We start from the raw sequence: 17,728 nt of genomic DNA on the forward strand, positions 1-17,728 counted from the left end.
AAAGGTAAAAAGATGGACTAGAAATAGTTCATCTTTTTTTGTTTAAATCTTTTACTAAATTGAACTAATAGAGTTTTCTATGAATATCAAAGTTAGTTTTCACCTACTTTGTTTTTTTATAGTTGGTTATTATAAAATAACGATATAATTGATTTTGATACAATACACGTTTATTTATAAATCAAAAATATAGAGAACAGTATACAAATGTCCGTTTCTATTCTTAAAATGATTCTTATACTTACTTAAAGTTAGGTATAATTAGTATATGTTTTGTAAGAAATTTAGACTTATAATCAGTAGTGAATGTATAATTAACGTATAGGAGACATGGATAAAATGAAACTAATTGGTATAGATTTAGACGGTACTCTTTTGAATTCTGACCAGAGCATTAGTCAAAAAAATGCAAGAACAATGCAACATTTACCTAAAGACTGTTTTCCATTCATTTGTTCTGGAAGAGAAGTAGAAGACATTAATAATATTCTCAAAAAATCTGGTTTAATGGTTCCAGCAGTAGGATTAAATGGTTCTGTTGGATTTGATGGAGAAAAAAAAATATTTGAGTCTTTTTTCGATAAAAAGGATGTAAAAAAAATTGATTCTGTCATATCGAAATTTCCAACTAAAATATATACGAATCTCGGAAGTTATGAATCGCAGAACTATAAAAATAAAATGAAAAAAATCTTTCACGAGGTAGGCAGTGAATTTTCTGTCAAGGAGTTGAACTATGAGCTTGAGTATGAAAAATCTATTTGCTCTATTCCTTATAATAATATTGAGGAAATTATAGAAAAGGATGATATCAGCATTTACAAATTTTTTATTTTTATTCCCAATCGTCAATTGAAAGCGAATATATTTAACCGTTTGAAAAAGATGCTAAATGTGACTGTTACTGAATCAGCACCTGTAAACATTGAGATCGTGCCTCAAAATGTATCTAAAGGCACGGTGTTTGATCGTTTGGAATCAATCTACAATTTAAAAAAACCTTTGAGAATCGCGATCGGGGATAGTTTAAATGACTTATCTATGTTTGAGAGTGCAAATATTAGTTTTGCAATGGGAAATAGTCATCAAGAGATCATGAAAAAAGCTGATTATATTACCGTTTCAAACGATAAAGACGGAGTATCTCAAGCTTTTGAAAGAATTCTTACCATATAAACTAATTTAGGGAGTATAGAATATAAATATTTAGGATTGTGACAAAAATCATGTCACAATCTTTTTTCGAATAAACTCATTTTTTGAAGCCGACTATTTATCGTAATTTCTTTACATAATACGAACAAATTTTCGGTTATTGATGAAAAAAAACATTGAAAATGGTATGATAAAAGAAAAAGAGGAGGGAATTTTTAATGGTGAAATTTATCCATGCGGCAGATTTACATATGGATCGGTCATTTGAAGGACTGACAACTCTAGATAAAACTGTACAGGAAAAACTATTGAAGACGAATCTGACCGTTTTATCAAATATCATTGAACAGGCAATAATAAATAACGTTGATTTTGTTTTACTTGCAGGAGATAATTTTCATCAAAATCGTCCTTCATTAAAAATACAGAAACATTTTTCAGAACAGATGAAACGGTTAGAAAAAAATCATATACCTGTATTTATAATATTCGGAAATCATGATTTCTATCAAAAAGAGCGGTATTGGTTCTCCTTTCCTAAAAATGTCCATTTATTTACATCCGAAACGGTAGAGACAAAAAAAATAACGATAAAAAGTGGAGAAACTGTCTCTCTCAGTGGATTCAGTTATCGACAACCATGGATTCAAAAAGACAAAGTGATGGAATTTCCTTCTAGAGAACTCACAGATTACCATATTGGTTTGTATCATGGGGAACCTGGTACCTCGCAAAAAGGGAACTATGCCCCTTTCCAACCTTCAAAAATGCAAGAAAAAGGATACGATTATTGGGCTTTGGGGCATATCCATGTGCCAACAGTTTTAAATGAAAAGCAAACCATCGTTTATCCAGGTGCGCCTCAAGGTCACACTAAAAAAGAACAAACTTCTACATCCATTCTACTTGTTGAATTAAGTAAAGGAAGTTGTCAAATACATCCGATTAAAGTAGCAGAGGTCTATTGGAAGACAAAGGAAATATCATTGAGGCAAGCGAGGACGACAAAAGAGGTCATTGTTCATATTCGTCAGCAACTTTCAAAAGTAGAGGATGGATTTAGTTTAATTGAGATAAAATTAAAAGATTATGACCATCTCAATACAGATGTTCTAGAGCGAATACAATCAGGAGAGTTATTAGATTATCTGTTAGAGGAATTTTCAGATAGGATAAGGGATTTATTTATTTGGCGTATTTCTCTCATGGAGGATACTTTTTATACGAAGATTCCACTTGCTGCTTCTGCTAAATTGATGGAACAGCTATTTCAATACTATCAGACACCTCAAGATTTCCAACAAATTTTAAATGAAGTATATAGCCACCAAGAAGCGGCTAAAATATTGAGCGAACTGCCGGAATATCAAGAAGAAACACTTGAAAAAGCCAAGCAGCTACTTAATCAAGATTTTTTATTTGAGGAGGATCAGGAATGAAGATTTTAAGGATCGAGATTGCTGCTTTTGGAAAATGGCGTCAAAAAAGTTTTGATTTTTATTCAGGCAATCAGCTGATCTATGGGGGAAATGAAGCAGGAAAATCAACGATTTATCAATTTATCCAAGCCATCTTATTTGGATTCCCTTCAAAAGGCCGCAAAAAAAAGGATTATACACCAAAAGACGGCTCAGCCTATGGTGGCAAAATATGGCTTAAACATCCTATATACGGTGAGTTTGCTGTCGAACGCTATAAACAGCAAAATCGTGGAAAATCGAAGGTATGGCTGGGGAATCAAGTTGGAAGTGATGAATTACTAGAAAAACTGATTGCACCTTTGACGAAAGAGTTATTCCAGCAGGTATTTACTTTCCAGCAAGAACAGTTGATGGAACTAGATCACTTGAGAGAAAAAGAGCTACATGATGCACTGATTTCTTTAGGAATTACGGGCAGTTCTCAAGTATTCCAAAAAAGACAAGAATATTATCAGAAAGCACAACAGTTATTCAAGAAAAAAGGCCAAAAACTGCTGATCAATCAAAAATTAAATGAATGGAAAGAGCTTCAAGAGAAAATCCATCTAAAACAAGAACAGGAAGCTTATTTTGGCAAGTTGATCCAACAAGAACAGGAATACGAGTCGCAACAGCAACAGTTACTGGAACAACTAAATGAGGCGAATAAGCAATTTGCACTAGCCAGACAGCAAGAACTCAATTTTTCTTTATATGAAGAATGGCAATCCCTCAAAAAAAACATCGCTACAGGTCTTCCTGATGAACAACTTCTTCTTGATCTGGAGTCTTTTTCCAAACGGTATCAGCAAACAAATGAGCGTTTAGAAGAATTAGAAGCAACTCTGGAAAAGCATAGCGGGATGGATCAGCAGTCAGCTAGATATTATTTTTATTTAGAGCAGGAGCAAGAACTAAAAGACCTCCAACAACTCCAGTTTACAACGGAACAATTAAGCGAAGAATGGCAAAGACTTCAAATAGAGACTAGAGAAACAAATTCAGAATTGAAAATCTTGGAACAAAGATGGCAGTGGCAGAAAAATCCGTTACCGGAAGAATTTTTATATGAAGAAGAGTGGAAGAATCTTCTGGCTGAAGAAAGAAGGATTGCTGATCTAGAAAGCCAGATTTCTGTGCGTCTCCAGATAGCTAAAGAACAGCAAAAAATGATCGAAGCAGAAGTGAATGAGTTGGAAGAGACTTATCCAGCATTATTACAAAATCAGTCAGAGATAGCACCAACCCCTTCATCTAAACCCTATATGCTAATTGCTGGCGGAGCAATAATCATTGCAGGTATATTTGTTCCAATGCCCTTAAAAGTGATCCTTTTACTAATTGGTGCAGGCATGATTGGCTATTTCTTCTACAAACAGCAACCAAAGGTCAAAACTAAAAATGATTTCTCAGAAATAAAAGGAATGTGGCAAGAAAAACTAGGTCAGCTTGATTTAGCTTTAGCCCAATTAGCAGAAGCAGAAGAAAAACAAAAGAGAATAGAAGAAGAAAAACAGATTCTTCAGCAAGAAGTATATCGTTTTGCTGATCATCGGCACTTAGGAAAGATGGATACACTCAAACTCATGAAAGAATATGGGCAAGAAGTCATAGATTATCAGAAATTGTATGGCGTATTTGTGCGGAAACATAAAAGAGAGCAGGAAATCCAAGAAAAACTACAACAGATCGATCAGAAATTTGAGTTTGTTAAAGAATGGCTACCCATACAAGATAAGACGATCTCAGAAAAAATGGCTATGCTTTCCCGTTTTATCCAAGAAATGGAACAGATGAAATTTGCCAGAAGCTATCAGCAAAATACTTTATTGAAGCAAGAAATCAATCAATTGAAAAAGAAACAAAAAGTATGGGTACAAGAATACAGCGAACAATTGAGCCAAGCTGGATTATCTTATCCTTCGGAAGTACCTGTCTTTTTACAAAAAGCCAAACAAGCCGAACAGCAGATGAAAAGATACAATGAACTGTCAGAAATGCTTCGTCCACTGTTTCCTGAAGAACTGACGAAAGAGAAATTATCTGTAAGACTGCGGCAACTGAAAGAAAAACAAGGCCAACTCCAGCAAGAAGAAAAAGAAGCAAGTGAAAATCGGCAACGACTCCAACTTCAAGTAGAAGAGCTGCAAAGAGACGGCACATTGGACGAACTCTATCAACAAGCTAGCCGACAAAAAGCAAAATTGCAGGAATTGCTGGAGGAATGGGGCGCATTTGAAATCGCCGGAACATTCTTAGGCGATCTTTCAACAGAGATGAGTGAAAGACAATTACCACAGTTGTTAAAAGCAGCGGGTGATTATTTAGGTATTTTAACAAAAGGAAATTATCAGAAGATATTACTGAAAAACGATACACTGACTTTAACAGACGGATATACAGACTTTCCAATCTATGAGTTGTCTACAGGTACGAAAGATCAGCTGATAATGGCGATGAGGTTTGCTTACCTCTCGTTAGAAGCCAATCGTTCGATATGCCCGATCATCATAGATGATGGCTGGCTTCATTATGATCATCAGCGAAAGTATCAATTAGCTGAACTTTTAGCTAAATTTGGAGAAAAGTATCAAATAATTTGTTTTTCTTCTGATAAAGAAATGGTAAGCTATTACCATGAGATGAACCAAACCGTAAAACAATTAGAAGGAGCAAATAATGAAAAAAATTCGTGATTTAGTAATCGATGAGCAGTTTGAGCAATTTGTCCTGATCAAAAGTGCAGATGTAAGAATCGCTAAAAACGGAAAAAAATTTATTGCTTTTACTTTCCAAGATACTTCAGGTACTATCGATGGCAAGTACTGGGATGCTTCGGAAGAAGAAATCAATAAATTTACAGCCGGCACAGTCGTTTTTCTAAACGGTAAAAGAGAGGTTTATCAAGGGAACCCGCAAGTAAAGATTCTTCACATGCGTTTAACAAGGATGGATGAGCCAGGGGAACCTAGTTTATACATGGAAAGAGCCCCTTTGAAGAAAGAAGAAATGGAAGAAGAAATCAATCAATTATTATTTGAAATCACAAATGCGCATTGGAATCGGATCGTTCGCTATCTACTCAATAAATACCAAAAACAATTTTTTGAGTTTCCGGCAGCCAAAAGAAACCACCATGCATTTGCCAGTGGATTAGCTTATCATACTTTGACAATGCTTCACTTAGGAAAATCAATTGCCGATGAATATCCTGAGTTGAATCGACCATTATTATATGCGGGTATCATTTTGCATGATTTAGGAAAGGTGATCGAACTTTCCGGTCCTATGTCGACAGAATATACGCTTGCAGGGAATTTAATCGGACATTTGGTATTGATTGACGAAGAAATAACTAAAGCCTGTCTTGCGCTGAAAATCAACGAAGCTGACGAAGATGTTCTCGTATTACGTCATATGGTTTTAGCACATCACGGCCTATTAGAATATGGTTCTCCTGTACGTCCAAGGATAATGGAAGCAGAAATATTACATCAAATCGACAATATTGATGCTTCCATGCAGATGATGTTGACTTCGATTCGTCAAACAGAACCAGGAAAATACACAGATCGGATTTTTGGTATGGACAACCGAAGTTTCTATGTACCAAAAGATTTATAGCAAAAATTTATTTTTTTCATTCAAAACAAAAAAGCGAGACATAAGTCTTCGCTTTTTTTGTTTTCTTTTATTTTGATGAATCAGTTGTTTCTTCAGTTGAAGATTCTTTTGTTGAATCAGTTGATTTTGTGTCAGAGCTCTTTGTTGAAGATGTGGCTTCACTTGAGTCTTTAGCACCTGATGAAGTTGTTGTGAATGCACTCAACACATTTTCAAAGGCATCGTCTTTGATTTTTACATTTGCATCTTTTAATTCTTCACCGATTACTTTAGTCGTGAATGCATTGTCACTTAATTTTGTTTCAGTAGCGATTTCTTTTAATTGATCTTTGTATTTATCCATGTCGTTGCCTTTATTTTGGTTTTTCACCATTTTGACAACATAGTATTCTGTTGCATAAGAAGTAGTATTTGTTGCAGTAATAACGTCAGAGACTTCGCCGTCTTTCAATTTGAAAGCTGCTTCTTTTACTTCTGCAGGAATGGTTGTTGTCGTTGAGTCGAATTTGACTTTACCGCCATCTTCTTTTGTCTCTGAATCAGTTGATTTGTCTTCGGCTAATTTAGAGAAATCATCCCCATCGTCCGCTGATTTTTTGACATCTTTTGCTTCATCTTCACTTGATAATTTGATGATTTGTGCTTCTACTTCTGGATGGAAAGATTCCCAAGCAGTTTTCAAATCATCATCTGTAATATCTACATGAGCCTTCAAACCAGCTTCAAAAGCTAGATTGTTACGGATATATTCTTTGTAAGAATCTTTCGTATACCCAGCAGTTTCTAATTGTGATTCAAAAGTATCACCTAAAGATTTCGCTTGTTTGTCGTATTCTGCATCCACTTGTTTATCTGTTACTTTATCGCCGTATTTGTTATTGAATACTTTATAGATGATCATCCGTTGTACTAATGATTGGTTCGATGATTCGAGCTTTGCTTCATCGTAGAAATCAGATACAGTGATCGTTCCGCCTTTCATCGTTGCGATATCTTTATTGGTATCGCCTGAACAAGCCGCTAGAGTTAAAACAGCCAACGCACTAGTAGCTGCCAAAATAATTGATTTTTTTTTCATTAATGTTTGCACTCCTGTAATTAGTTATTATTTTTTATATATTAACTATACCATACCCCATGCCCTTTAAAAGCGTTCTCGTGATAGTTTCAAACAAAATTCAAAATTTCATCACATTCCTAGGAAATGTGCAATTATTCCTCTATTAGACAGTCATATCTGTTGAGAAAATGATCATTATTGTATGTGATCAGGATACTCAGGCAGATCAGCTGTTAGTTTTTCTACTTGTTCATTGATTTGGGCGATACGTGGTTCGGCTTGGAATTTAAAATTTTCGATATCTTTGTTGATGGCTTCTTGGAAAGCGGGAATCACAGATTCAGCTGTTTCTTTTGTCTCGATCAATGCGCTTTTAAAATGATCCAAGCTGTTATTTAAATCGTTTGTCAGAGTGGTTGCTTCTTCCAGTTCTTCAATCAGTTTTTTTCTTGTTTCGTTCCCGCTCCTAGGTGCAAATAGCAGACCACCGACAGTTCCAGCAGCAGCTCCGAATAGCAGTCCTTTGAAAAAGTTTTTAATCATCGCTATGCACCTGCTTTACGATTGTTTCTTGAATAGCTTTTAGTTCTTCTGGTCCATAACTGTCTTGATGGTTGCCAAAGTGGATAGAAAAATCGTCCTCTTTGCTATAGCGAGGAACTAAATGGATATGTGAATGAAAAACAGATTGATAAGCTAATTCACGGTTGTTATTCAAGATATTAAGACCTTTCATTTCTGGAAAAGCTTTTTCTAATGCTTGAGCAATCTTAGGCACACGTGAAAAAACTTCTCCTGCAGGTTCAGGATCATATTCAAAAATATCTGCTACATGACGTTTAGGAACAACTAACGTGTGTCCTTTCGTTGCTTGAGAAATGTCTAAAAAAGCATAGACTTTGTCGTCTTCATAAATTTTATAGCTTGGGATTTCTTGATTGATGATTTTGCAAAAAATACAGTTTTCCATAAAAAACATCCTTTCCATAAAGAATAAATACTTCAGCTTAACTTTACCATAAGTTAAAGCCATTGTAAGGAAAAAAACAAAATACCGTCATTTTCTTCGTGGTATAATAAATAAAAATAAATGGCGGAGGAAAAAGAATGAGTTTAATTATCGATCATGTCACAGGAGGGTATGGCCATCTCCCTGTGTTAAAAGATATCAGTTTCAACGTACAGCCTGGAGAGATAGTAGGATTGATTGGGCTGAACGGAGCAGGGAAAAGTACAACCATCAAGCACATTATCGGTCTGTTGGAAGCTACAAAGGGAACGATAGAAATCAATCATCTATCTTTAAAGAAAAATACAGAAGAATATCGTAAACAAATTGGGTATATTCCAGAGACGCCTTCTTTATATGAAGAATTGACTTTGAGGGAACATATCGAAGTCACTGCAATGGCCTATGATATACCTATGGATACAGCAATGAAAAGAACTGAAAAGCTGTTAGAGACTTTCCGTTTGTCTAATCGCCTTGACTGGTTTCCGGCTAATTTTTCAAAAGGGATGAAGCAGAAAGTGATGATCTTATGCGCCTTTTTGATCGAGCCTTCTTTATATATCATTGACGAACCATTCTTAGGATTGGACCCACTAGCTATCAATGCGCTGCTTGAATTGATGGTAGAGATGAAAAAAGAAGGAGCCGGTATTTTGATGTCTACGCATATTTTAGCTACTGCAGAAAAATACTGTGACCGTTTTGTGGTCTTACATAACGGAGAGATACGAGCAGATGGAACCCTTGAGATGTTGAGAAAAGAATTTCATCTGCCGGATTCTTCTTTGGACGAAATCTATATCGCTTTAACAAAGGAGCAGGCACATGAGTAGTTTTTTTCAAAAACGTTTAGCAAGGCATCAAAAGAAAATGATGAAATATATGCGCTATGTGTTGAACGATCATTTTGTTTTAGTTTGTCTTTTCTTAATTGGTGGCGTGGGATTGTACTATTCTAGCTGGTTGAAAACCTTGCATCCGCCTTTTGCACTTGGGGGAATGATAATCTCTGTATTTTGGATGCTCTGTTTATTTGTAGGCAAGATGGCTACTTTTGCGGAGGCAGCAGATATTGTTTTTTTACTTCCGAAAGAAAAAGAAATGCAGACCTATTTGGAACGAGCTTTTCGCTATTCTTGCATTTTTCCGATGATCCTTTTGATATTGGCATGCGGATTTGCTATGCCATTAGTGGTGGTTAGTACTCAGCAAGTCTTTTCGATGTTTTTCGTCTATCTGATTATATTATGGAGTTTGAAATTTAGTCATCTGCAAATTAAGCGAGCAGAATTGTTTCGGCTAGATCAACAGGTCATTCGTTATTGGAAAACAGGTTGGTTACTTTCTTCTATGCTCATTTTGCTTCTTTCATTTTATTGGCTAGTCTGGGCAGGGGTAGCAGGTGCATTGGTACAGGCAAGTCTATATTACTGGTTTTTGTGGAAGCAACAGGAAAAAGGATTGGATTGGGAGAAAATGGTGCATGTAGAAGAACAAAGGTTGCATAAAATCTATCAATTTATTAATTTATTCACCGATGTTCCCGAAATTACGGCAAAGGTAAAAAGAAGACGCTACTTGGATCCTATATTGACTCATATTAAGAGAGAATCAAAAAACACTTATCTTTATTTGTTTGCAAGAAGATTGGCAAGAGGTTCTGATTTTAGTGGTCTTTACTTCCGGTTAGTAATTATAGGTGGGTTATTGATTTTCGGAGTGATCGACTTTTATTTTAGTCTGATAATCGGTTCTTTATTTTTATATTTAATCGGTTTCCAATTGTTGCCTTTAGCGAACCAGTTCCGTTACATGGTGCTCGTTCAGCTTTATCCAATCCATGAGAATCAGAAGAAGCAAGCAATCCAGTATCTGCTCACATGGGTATTAGTTATCGCATCGGTTATCTTTGGATTGATTGCTGCAGTCGTATTGGATGGTCAGCAGCGATGGGTTCCGCTAGCGGCTTATTTGATTGTTACGGGTCTCTTTGTTAAACTATATGTACCAACTCGTTTGAAGAAGATGTCAGACTGAAAACAAAGCTGTGTAGGATAAAAATGAACATGAAAAATAGAGCGTTGACAGTAAGAATGCTGTTCGTTCTATTTTTTTTGAGAAAAGTCGGTTTTTTGAATGGCAAATAAATGAAAAAGAACGTATATGTGCTTGACGTGTAGTGATCAGGCGACTAGAATAATAAGTACTGCAAAACAAAGAGTAAGAGGACGGGAGAATGCATGATGGAGTTTCAGTTAGACCAAGAGTGGCGGTTACGTCCCATCAAAGGCGATACAGGAAAAACATACATAGGCATGCGTGATGAAGACAAAGTCTTTATTAAACGAAACACGACTCCGATGTTGGCTGCTCTTTCAAGGGAAGGAATTACACCAAAACTTGTTTGGACAAAACGAACGGGGAATGGCGATACCTTGACAGCACAAGAATGGCTAGAAGGCCGCTTGCTAACTCCTAATGAGATTGGTCAAAGAAATGACGTGATTGATGTTTTGTACCATTTACATCATTCAAATTCTCTTAAAACCATGCTGACCCGTATCGGCGGACGTGTTATGACGCCGGAGAAGATGTTGCAAAAATATGAAAAAGAATTACCAGAAGAACTCCAGAAAAATCAATTTCTGCAAATCGTCCATCGATTTCTTCGTGAGCAGATCCCGCCGATAGATAAGGAAAATCTATCAGTGGTGCATGGAGATGTAAATCATCGAAATTGGTTAGTATGTAAAAATTATTTATATCTCGTGGATTGGGATTCAATCATGTTTGCAGACCCTGCGGTAGATATTGCAACGATTTTAGGGAATTATGTGCCTCTATCCAGTTGGAATCAATGGCTGATCAGTTATGGCATACGTCCAACTGACGAAATGCTTGAAAAGTTTCACTGGTATGCGGCCATGAATTTGCTCCAAGAAATCACTAGATACTGCAAACGTGAAGATCATCGACGAATGAACGAAGAAATTTTACAATTAAAACGAATTTTCAGTGGCTGAGGTTTGGCCCAAACTCTGCGGAGATTTGGCCAGACCTTTTTAATTAGAGAAAGGAATGGAGATAAATAATGCGTGTCCGAAATCGTCCGGGAGCAGCGGAAATGTTAGCGGCTCACCCGAATTTTGTAATTAGTGATCCAACATTGTGGAAGGGGAAATGGAATGAATTGTTTGGAAACGATCATCCAATCCACATTGAGATTGGAATGGGGAAAGGCCAGTTCATTACTGGAATGGCAAAAGCCCATCCTGAAATCAATTATATTGGAGTAGAAATGCAAGTAAGTGTTGTTTCTATAGCATTAGACAAGTTGATTGAACAACCGCTTCCTAACCTGAAGCTTCTGCATGTGGATGGATCAGCATTGACAGAATATTTCGCTGACAGCGAAGTAGATCAGATTTATCTGAATTTTTCTGATCCATGGCCGAAAAAACGACATGAAAAACGGCGCTTGACATACAAAACTTTTCTTGCTGTAGATGAACAGATCCTTCGCCCAAATGGAGAAATCCACTTCAAAACAGATAATCAAGGATTGTTTGAGTATTCGCTGGCAAGTTTTTCTCAATATGGCATGATCCTCAAACAGGTATGGTTGGATTTGCATCAAAGTCAATTTGAAGGCAATATTATGACGGAGTATGAAGAAAAATTTTCTTCGAAAGGTCAACGTATTTATCGAGTAGAAGCTCAATTTCAAGATAAGACCAAAAAGAAAAGTCTGTGAATGAACTTTTTACTTTCATAAAAAGATAAATCCCAGAAAACACATTACATCTGTCATGTGCATTTTCTGGGACTTTTTTGATTTAAGATATACCTATTTCCTCGGTTTTCAACAAGGTGGAATCAATTGGAATCGAGAGAATGAAAATAATCCTTTGTCAGTGATCTTCAATTCGGGTATGACAGATAAGGTTAAGAAAGAAAGTGTCAAAAAAGGATCAAAGGTTTTAGCTGCCCCTAGTTGATGTGTTTCAGCTATTAATTCATTCAGCTGTTCATTGACGAACGAAAAAGGTTCCTGTGTCATGATACCGCCTATCGGTAGAGGAAGACAAGCCATTTCCTTCTGTTTATTGACAACAGTCATCCCGCCACCTTTTTGAATCAAAAGATTAGCAGCATACAGCATATCCTCATCATTTGTCCCCACGACAACTAGATTATGAGAGTCATGAGCAATCGTTGTCGCTATCGCCCCTTGTTTCAGCTGAAATCCTTTTACGATGCCTAACCCAATATTTCCGGTTTGATGGTGACGCTCGATCACCGCAATCTTTAATTGGTCTTTTTCGATTGAAGGAATGAATCGTTCGCCTTGTCGGTCCACTTTTTCTACCAAATCGTTCGTGACGAGACTATTCGGGATAATTTCGATCACATGGGCTTGTGAAGAAGGGAGAAGCAGCTCTAACGAACGAGGATGCAATGGTTGAGCATTTAGGTTTGGTAGACAGCACATGTATGGATTTGAATGATCAGCAAATAAATGGTCTTCGAGTTGACCAGATTGGACGACCAATGTTCCCTTATAGAAAACTTCATGAATTGGCAGCTTGGTAAGATCGTCTGTTAAGAAGAAATCAGCTTGATATCCAGGAGCAATCGCACCTAGTGTTTTCAAATCAAAACATTCTGCTGCATTCAATGTTGCCATCTGGATTGCCTGTAATGGATCAATTCCCATTGAAATAGCTTGACGGACGATATGGTCAATTGATCCTTCTTTAACTAAATCATTGATGAGTTTATCATCGGTGACAAAGAAGCATCTTCTTGAATTATCAGGCGTGATCGCCGGTAGTAGCGATGCCAGATCTTTTGCAACGGTCCCTTCTCGAACCATTAAATACATACCAAGATCCAAACGTTCTTTAGCCTCTTTTGCAGTTGTAGCTTCATGATCCGTCCGAATACCAGCTGCGGGATAAACATTTAATTCTTCCATGCCGATACCAGCTGCATGTCCGTCAATCTTTTTCTTATGCTGGTGCATCAATTGGATCTTTTCTAGGATATCTGCTTCATTATTTGCTACTGCTTGATAGTTCATGACTTCAGCTAAGCCTAAAACTTCGGGATTTTGTAAAAAAGGTGCTAGATTTTTGGCATTTAGATTTGCACCATTTGTCTCAAATGGAGTGACAGGTACACAAGAAGGGAGCATAAAGAAAATATTCATAAGCGTTTGTCTTGCATCTTCTATCATAAATTGAAGACCAGTACTCCCAGCGATGTTTCCTATTTCGTGGGGATCTGTTACTACAGTAGTAACTCCATGAAGCAAGGATACTTTTGAAAATTCACTTGGTGATAAAAGTGAACTTTCAATATGCACATGTCCATCAATGAATCCTGGTACTAGATATTGCCCCTTAGCATTATGTACGCTTTTTCCTTCATATTCACCAATCCCTACAATCATTCCTTCGTAAATCGCTACATCTTTTTCCATGATCTCTTTCGTAAAGACATTGACGATCTTAGCCTGTTTGATTACTAGATCAGCGGGCTTTTTTTTACTTGCTACTTCGATGTATCTCTTTAATGTTGATTCCAATGGAATGCCTCCCAAGATAAATTTTTATAAGTATAACATAAATTCGTTTTTTGCCAATGTTTTTTAATAAATTCATTTTATTTGAAACAAAAAGATCAAAAAGACGTATGTTTTTTGTGGAGGGGAGAATAATGGAAATAAAACGATTATCAGATCAAATGATAAGTGAAAGTTTCGCCAAACATGCCCAAGACGTATATGTCTTGCCAGCTTCAGAAGTATTTTACATCTATTTTCGCTATGGCAAAAAACGAACGTTCTGGAAGGAAGTATCTTCGGCAGATGGCCAGCAATTGATTTCAAGATTTAAGTATTTGGGACAAATGGATATCGGAGAAAAAAGAAAAGCTCAATTAGGTGCATTGACCTATTCTTTAGAAAAACAGAAGGTTCGGTTACGACTGTCTTCTGTAGGAGATTACCTTCAACGAGAAAGCTTAGTGATTCGGCTATTATACGGTATTTCTGAAACACCTCATCGTTGCTTTAATTCTCGAGATTTTGCAACTATTTTGCAGAAAACCGTTAGACGTGGATTATATCTATTCAGTGGACCAGTCGGATCAGGCAAGACGTCATTAATGTATCGGTTGGCTTTGAAAGAAAAACGGCAAGTAATCACGATCGAAGATCCTGTAGAGATCGAAGAACCATTCTTTCTGCAATTGCAGATCAATCCCAAAATAGCACAGACTTATGACACACTTTTGAAGCTCGCATTACGGCATCGCCCTGATTTGTTGATTATTGGTGAGATAAGAGATGAATCAACTGCACATGCTGCGGTAAGAGCTGCACTAACGGGACATCGGGTATTCGCAACCGTACATGCACGCAATCTTGAAGGTACATTGATCAGAATCCATGAACTAACAAAGAAAAAAGAAGAGCTATCTGAATGTTTAGCTGGAGTCATTTATCAAGAACTTTTAGAAGATGCCGATCACCATCCTTCTGTCTTGTGGAGTTATCAATTTATGGAGGAAGAACCAGTAAAAAAATCATGGGAGGAAAGCTATGAAGAAGCTCAGAAAAAAACTTGGCAGTCAGAACTATTTTAAAGGATTGACAAGAAGCCAGCAAAATCAGTTTGCACAAACTATGGGAGAGCTGCTTTTAACTGGTTTTAGTTTGCAAGAATCCCTTTATTTATTACTCACGATCCGTTCGTTCCAGCCTGCTATTTTGGCAAACATCCAACATCAGCTAAAGGAAGGACAACCGTTTAGTGAAGTACTTTCGCAAACAGGGTATGGAGCAGAACAACTGGTACAGATCGAATTAGCTGAACTTCACGGGAATCTGCCGGCAACTTTGTTGGAAATTGCCAAACAGTTACGTCTGGTCGAAGGATTTCGCAACGATTTGAAAAAGCTGCTCGCCTATCCGATGCTATTGCTCACCTTTTTGCTAGGTATCTTATTTAGTATGCGTTTGATCGTTTTGCCTCAGCTTATTGGTTCAGGGATGGTTATAGAAGAGCATTGGGGGATTCAGCTGATACAAGTCTTTCACTGGTACGTTCTACTATTTATCCTAGTGGTTACTTTATTGACTTTGCTAGTAAGGTATCGGCTGATGAAATTGTCTCCTATTGATCGGAGTGAATGGATAAGCAGACAATTAGTGATTGGACCAATATATTCCTTATATCAATCTGCTTATTTGTCGCTAGAGATTGGCAAACTTTTTCATGAAGGTTTCGAATTAAGGCAAATCATCGTTTGCTTGAAGGAGACGAAACAAGAAAGTCTGATTCAACACCTTGCTTCCAAGATGATACAAGGATTAGAGGCAGGTATACCATTAGCTGATCAGTTCCAGAATTACCATTTTCTATCTGAAGAATTCAGCAAGATTATTTTGCAGGGAGAGGCAAAAGGAAATTTAGGGAAAGAGCTGATATTTTACAGCGAATGGACAAGAAAACAGCTTTTCAAACGACTTCAGCACTGGCTGCATTTTATTCAGCCAATTATTTTTTTGGGCGTAGCGGTTTTGATTTTACTGGTTTATGCTGCTGTTTTATTACCTGTTTATGGAAGTATCGAGGAGGTCTTGCCATGAAAAAGAAAAGAACACCTTATTATAGCGGTTTTACATTAATCGAAATGCTGATCGTTTTACTGATCATCAGTGTACTAGTATTGTTGTTTGTCCCAAATTTGTCACGTTATAGGAATCATGTAGACCAAGAAAGTCGTGAAGCAATCATTCAGTTGGTAGACACACAAAAAGAGCTCTACGCGCTTCAAAACAATGGAAGAATCCCTACCGTGGAGGAATTATTGAATGAAGGCTATATCAAACGAGAACATGCAGACATCTACCAGCGGCCTTGAAGGAAAAACATTAGCATCAGGATATACGTTGGTTGAGTCACTCTTACTGATTTTATTGCTTACAACAATCCTTTCTTTTCCAGTTCTCGCATTTTCTGCATGGAAGAATGAATTGGCAGTCTATCAATTTTTCAGCCAGTTTGAAAAACGAATCTATACCACTCAAAAAATCGCTATTGTGAACCAAATCCAAACAGGCTTTTATTGGAACATTGACGAAAATCAGATCATTTTTCGTATGTCGCAACCCGATGAAGCGAGCTGGAAAGTATTAGATATTCCTGATGAGATTACCTTGAAACGCCATGCTTCCATCACTTTTGCTGCTGGAACTGGAAATGAAAGTTCACTAAAAGCATATCAATTTTATTGGGAAGAAAAAGGGCAAACGATTACGTATCAATTCCAGATGGGGAGTGGACGTTATACAAAAAGAATTGAATAGAAAAGGGTTTATTTTATTAGAATCCCTTACAGCGCTGATGATTGCTTCCGTCTGTGTGTACTTAGTGAGTTTTGGTCAGCTTTTTTTACTTCAGGCAGAAAACAACAGCGGGGAGGAAATGCTACTTATTCGAATGGTTTACGAAGATACCAAGACACAACGGATATATCACAAAAGACCAGAGCGAAGCGAAGAAATGACTATGTACGATATCCAAATTGTCGAAAATAATGGAGTAATCGAAAAAGTGCTTGTCAATATGGAGAAAGAAGCGATCAATATTGAAAAAACAAGAAATCCCGGCATTTACGCTGATTGAATGTCTAATCGGACTAATGATAGTAAGCAGTATATTGCTGTCATTCAATATTTTGATCCAGCAAACTATCCAAGTAAGTGACTTTCTGCAGCGTAAAGATCAAAAAGAGTGGCTGATATTTTTAGCACAATTAGAAGAGGAACTTAACAGCAGTCACAATGTTTCCGTGAAAAATCAGCAATTGTATTACACTGTAGAGGATAAACAGTACATCATCGAAAGATATCAGACGATGATACGTAAAAGAAGAACTTCCGGCGGACATCAACCTATGTTAACAAGTATCACTGAGTTTCAATTATTGGAAAAAGAACACACAATTTCTTTTTATGTACACTTTGAAAATGGAGAAGATGGATATGCCATATGGACAAAAAACGATCAATAGAAAATGTTGTAAGGGATCTATTTTATTTTCTGTGTTGCTTTTATTTCTTTTATGTACGTTTTTATTGACGGCAGCATTAGAAAGCTATCGCTTGTCAATAGATCTGAATATACGAATAAAAAATTATTATATAGCAAAAATAATGAAACAGATGGCTCTATCGGAACAGTCTATACTTGCTGAGAAGTCGGAAGGGATTTTTTACTACACAACTGGATCTGTAACATATCAATGGGTACAACAGTCTCTATTCTTGGAGGTAGAAGTCTCGCCGTTTATCTTTCGATTCATAGAAGAAGTAAAAAATGATACAGATACTGGTACAGAATGAGG

The 17,728-nt window shown here is 36.7% G+C and carries 19 protein-coding genes; 15 read left to right on the forward strand and 4 right to left on the reverse strand.

The features are described from left to right. The first annotated feature begins 330 nt into the window (after positions 1 to 330). The 4 genes from AB3I27_RS11585 to AB3I27_RS11600 all read left to right on the forward strand — a co-directional run bounded on the left by AB3I27_RS11585 (position 331) and on the right by AB3I27_RS11600 (position 6,239). Positions 331 to 1,176, forward strand: a complete 846-nt coding sequence (locus AB3I27_RS11585) for a Cof-type HAD-IIB family hydrolase (protein ID WP_002314166.1) — start codon at positions 331 to 333, stop codon at positions 1,174 to 1,176. 197 nt (positions 1,177 to 1,373) lie between these two features. Next, on the forward strand, positions 1,374 to 2,594 hold the full coding sequence (locus AB3I27_RS11590; RefSeq protein WP_002335238.1) for a DNA repair exonuclease: 1,221 nt from the start codon (positions 1,374 to 1,376) through the stop codon (positions 2,592 to 2,594). After that, on the forward strand, positions 2,591 to 5,311 hold the full coding sequence (locus AB3I27_RS11595; protein WP_002314164.1) for an AAA family ATPase: 2,721 nt from the start codon (positions 2,591 to 2,593) through the stop codon (positions 5,309 to 5,311). Before AB3I27_RS11590 ends, AB3I27_RS11595 begins: the two co-directional genes overlap by 4 nt. Beyond that, the gene (locus AB3I27_RS11600) at positions 5,295 to 6,239 is read left to right on the forward strand and encodes a 3'-5' exoribonuclease YhaM family protein (protein ID WP_002314163.1); all 945 of its coding nucleotides are present in this window, start codon (positions 5,295 to 5,297) and stop codon (positions 6,237 to 6,239) included. The genes AB3I27_RS11595 and AB3I27_RS11600 overlap by 17 nt, the downstream gene beginning before the upstream one ends. 67 nt (positions 6,240 to 6,306) lie before the next feature. Here AB3I27_RS11600 and AB3I27_RS11605 read toward each other — a convergent pair whose 3' ends face one another. The 3 genes from AB3I27_RS11605 to AB3I27_RS11615 form a co-directional block, all read right to left on the reverse strand. After that, the gene (locus AB3I27_RS11605; RefSeq protein WP_002316849.1) at positions 6,307 to 7,317 is read right to left on the reverse strand and encodes a peptidylprolyl isomerase; all 1,011 of its coding nucleotides are present in this window, start codon (positions 7,315 to 7,317) and stop codon (positions 6,307 to 6,309) included. Between the two features lie 177 nt (positions 7,318 to 7,494). Beyond that, complete coding sequence (locus AB3I27_RS11610; protein ID WP_002309926.1) at positions 7,495 to 7,842, reverse strand: YtxH domain-containing protein; 348 nt, start codon at positions 7,840 to 7,842, stop codon at positions 7,495 to 7,497. Next, entirely contained in the window at positions 7,835 to 8,269 is a 435-nt protein-coding gene (locus AB3I27_RS11615; RefSeq protein ID WP_325908098.1) for an HIT family protein, read from the reverse strand. Before AB3I27_RS11615 ends, AB3I27_RS11610 begins: the two co-directional genes overlap by 8 nt. A 137-nt stretch (positions 8,270 to 8,406) precedes the next feature. Between AB3I27_RS11615 and AB3I27_RS11620 the strand changes: the two genes are divergently transcribed. From AB3I27_RS11620 to trmB, 4 genes are all read left to right on the forward strand, one after another. Beyond that, positions 8,407 to 9,144, forward strand: coding sequence for an ABC transporter ATP-binding protein (locus AB3I27_RS11620; RefSeq protein ID WP_104760280.1), 738 nt, complete (start codon positions 8,407 to 8,409; stop codon positions 9,142 to 9,144). After that, positions 9,137 to 10,348: an ABC transporter permease gene (locus tag AB3I27_RS11625; protein ID WP_104760279.1), complete on the forward strand. Its 1,212-nt coding sequence runs from the start codon at positions 9,137 to 9,139 to the stop codon at positions 10,346 to 10,348. Before AB3I27_RS11620 ends, AB3I27_RS11625 begins: the two co-directional genes overlap by 8 nt. Before the next feature lie 203 nt (positions 10,349 to 10,551). Continuing rightward, positions 10,552 to 11,334: a phosphotransferase family protein gene (locus AB3I27_RS11630; protein ID WP_002291341.1), complete on the forward strand. Its 783-nt coding sequence runs from the start codon at positions 10,552 to 10,554 to the stop codon at positions 11,332 to 11,334. Positions 11,335 to 11,402: 68 nt separating this feature from the next. Then, positions 11,403 to 12,065, forward strand: coding sequence for a tRNA (guanosine(46)-N7)-methyltransferase TrmB (gene trmB / locus AB3I27_RS11635; protein ID WP_002314161.1), 663 nt, complete (start codon positions 11,403 to 11,405; stop codon positions 12,063 to 12,065). Between the two features lie 108 nt (positions 12,066 to 12,173). Here trmB and ade read toward each other — a convergent pair whose 3' ends face one another. Beyond that, the gene (gene ade / locus AB3I27_RS11640; protein WP_002335236.1) at positions 12,174 to 13,901 is read right to left on the reverse strand and encodes an adenine deaminase; all 1,728 of its coding nucleotides are present in this window, start codon (positions 13,899 to 13,901) and stop codon (positions 12,174 to 12,176) included. 131 nt (positions 13,902 to 14,032) lie between these two features. Between ade and comGA the strand changes: the two genes are divergently transcribed. The 7 genes from comGA to comGG are packed head-to-tail and all read left to right on the forward strand — an operon-like array spanning position 14,033 to position 17,726. Beyond that, positions 14,033 to 14,962 carry a competence type IV pilus ATPase ComGA gene (comGA, locus tag AB3I27_RS11645; RefSeq protein ID WP_002320414.1) on the forward strand — a complete coding sequence of 310 codons (930 nt, stop codon included), beginning with the start codon at positions 14,033 to 14,035 and terminating at the stop codon, positions 14,960 to 14,962. After that, complete coding sequence (gene comGB, locus AB3I27_RS11650; protein ID WP_002314159.1) at positions 14,919 to 15,968, forward strand: competence type IV pilus assembly protein ComGB; 1,050 nt, start codon at positions 14,919 to 14,921, stop codon at positions 15,966 to 15,968. Before comGA ends, comGB begins: the two co-directional genes overlap by 44 nt. Beyond that, positions 15,965 to 16,243, forward strand: coding sequence for a competence type IV pilus major pilin ComGC (gene comGC / locus AB3I27_RS11655; RefSeq protein ID WP_002309938.1), 279 nt, complete (start codon positions 15,965 to 15,967; stop codon positions 16,241 to 16,243). The genes comGB and comGC overlap by 4 nt, the downstream gene beginning before the upstream one ends. After that, complete coding sequence (comGD, locus tag AB3I27_RS11660; protein ID WP_002316846.1) at positions 16,218 to 16,688, forward strand: competence type IV pilus minor pilin ComGD; 471 nt, start codon at positions 16,218 to 16,220, stop codon at positions 16,686 to 16,688. The genes comGC and comGD overlap by 26 nt, the downstream gene beginning before the upstream one ends. Next, complete coding sequence (locus AB3I27_RS11665) at positions 16,660 to 17,007, forward strand: hypothetical protein (protein WP_002345560.1); 348 nt, start codon at positions 16,660 to 16,662, stop codon at positions 17,005 to 17,007. Before comGD ends, AB3I27_RS11665 begins: the two co-directional genes overlap by 29 nt. Then, positions 16,970 to 17,395 (forward strand): competence type IV pilus minor pilin ComGF, encoded by a 426-nt coding sequence (comGF, locus tag AB3I27_RS11670; RefSeq protein WP_257971296.1) that lies wholly within the window; start codon positions 16,970 to 16,972, stop codon positions 17,393 to 17,395. The genes AB3I27_RS11665 and comGF overlap by 38 nt, the downstream gene beginning before the upstream one ends. Beyond that, positions 17,367 to 17,726: a competence type IV pilus minor pilin ComGG gene (comGG, locus tag AB3I27_RS11675; protein WP_061086289.1), complete on the forward strand. Its 360-nt coding sequence runs from the start codon at positions 17,367 to 17,369 to the stop codon at positions 17,724 to 17,726. Before comGF ends, comGG begins: the two co-directional genes overlap by 29 nt. Positions 17,727 to 17,728 lie beyond the last annotated feature (2 nt).

Origin of the sequence: Enterococcus sp. C46 (genome assembly GCF_040887565.1) — a bacterium.
In the GTDB taxonomy this organism is placed as follows: Bacteria; Bacillota; Bacilli; order Lactobacillales; family Enterococcaceae; genus Enterococcus_B; species Enterococcus_B lactis.

Bases quoted from the DNA above. Each gene is read 5' to 3' on its own strand.
- AB3I27_RS11630 (WP_002291341.1), top strand. From the start codon at position 10,552: ATGATGGAGTTTCAGTTAGACCAAGAGTGGCGGTTACGTCCCATCAAA.
- AB3I27_RS11620 (WP_104760280.1), top strand. From the start codon at position 8,407: ATGAGTTTAATTATCGATCATGTCACAGGAGGGTATGGCCATCTCCCT.
- AB3I27_RS11595 (WP_002314164.1), top strand. From the start codon at position 2,591: ATGAAGATTTTAAGGATCGAGATTGCTGCTTTTGGAAAATGGCGTCAA.
- comGB (WP_002314159.1), top strand. From the start codon at position 14,919: ATGAAGAAGCTCAGAAAAAAACTTGGCAGTCAGAACTATTTTAAAGGA.
- comGD (WP_002316846.1), top strand. From the start codon at position 16,218: ATGCAGACATCTACCAGCGGCCTTGAAGGAAAAACATTAGCATCAGGA.
- AB3I27_RS11615 (WP_325908098.1), bottom strand. From the start codon at position 8,269: ATGGAAAACTGTATTTTTTGCAAAATCATCAATCAAGAAATCCCAAGC.
- AB3I27_RS11610 (WP_002309926.1), bottom strand. From the start codon at position 7,842: ATGATTAAAAACTTTTTCAAAGGACTGCTATTCGGAGCTGCTGCTGGA.
- AB3I27_RS11590 (WP_002335238.1), top strand. From the start codon at position 1,374: ATGGTGAAATTTATCCATGCGGCAGATTTACATATGGATCGGTCATTT.
- AB3I27_RS11585 (WP_002314166.1), top strand. From the start codon at position 331: ATGGATAAAATGAAACTAATTGGTATAGATTTAGACGGTACTCTTTTG.
- AB3I27_RS11625 (WP_104760279.1), top strand. From the start codon at position 9,137: ATGAGTAGTTTTTTTCAAAAACGTTTAGCAAGGCATCAAAAGAAAATG.
- AB3I27_RS11605 (WP_002316849.1), bottom strand. From the start codon at position 7,317: ATGAAAAAAAAATCAATTATTTTGGCAGCTACTAGTGCGTTGGCTGTT.
- comGA (WP_002320414.1), top strand. From the start codon at position 14,033: ATGGAAATAAAACGATTATCAGATCAAATGATAAGTGAAAGTTTCGCC.
- comGC (WP_002309938.1), top strand. From the start codon at position 15,965: ATGAAAAAGAAAAGAACACCTTATTATAGCGGTTTTACATTAATCGAA.
- trmB (WP_002314161.1), top strand. From the start codon at position 11,403: ATGCGTGTCCGAAATCGTCCGGGAGCAGCGGAAATGTTAGCGGCTCAC.
- comGG (WP_061086289.1), top strand. From the start codon at position 17,367: ATGCCATATGGACAAAAAACGATCAATAGAAAATGTTGTAAGGGATCT.
- AB3I27_RS11600 (WP_002314163.1), top strand. From the start codon at position 5,295: ATGAAAAAAATTCGTGATTTAGTAATCGATGAGCAGTTTGAGCAATTT.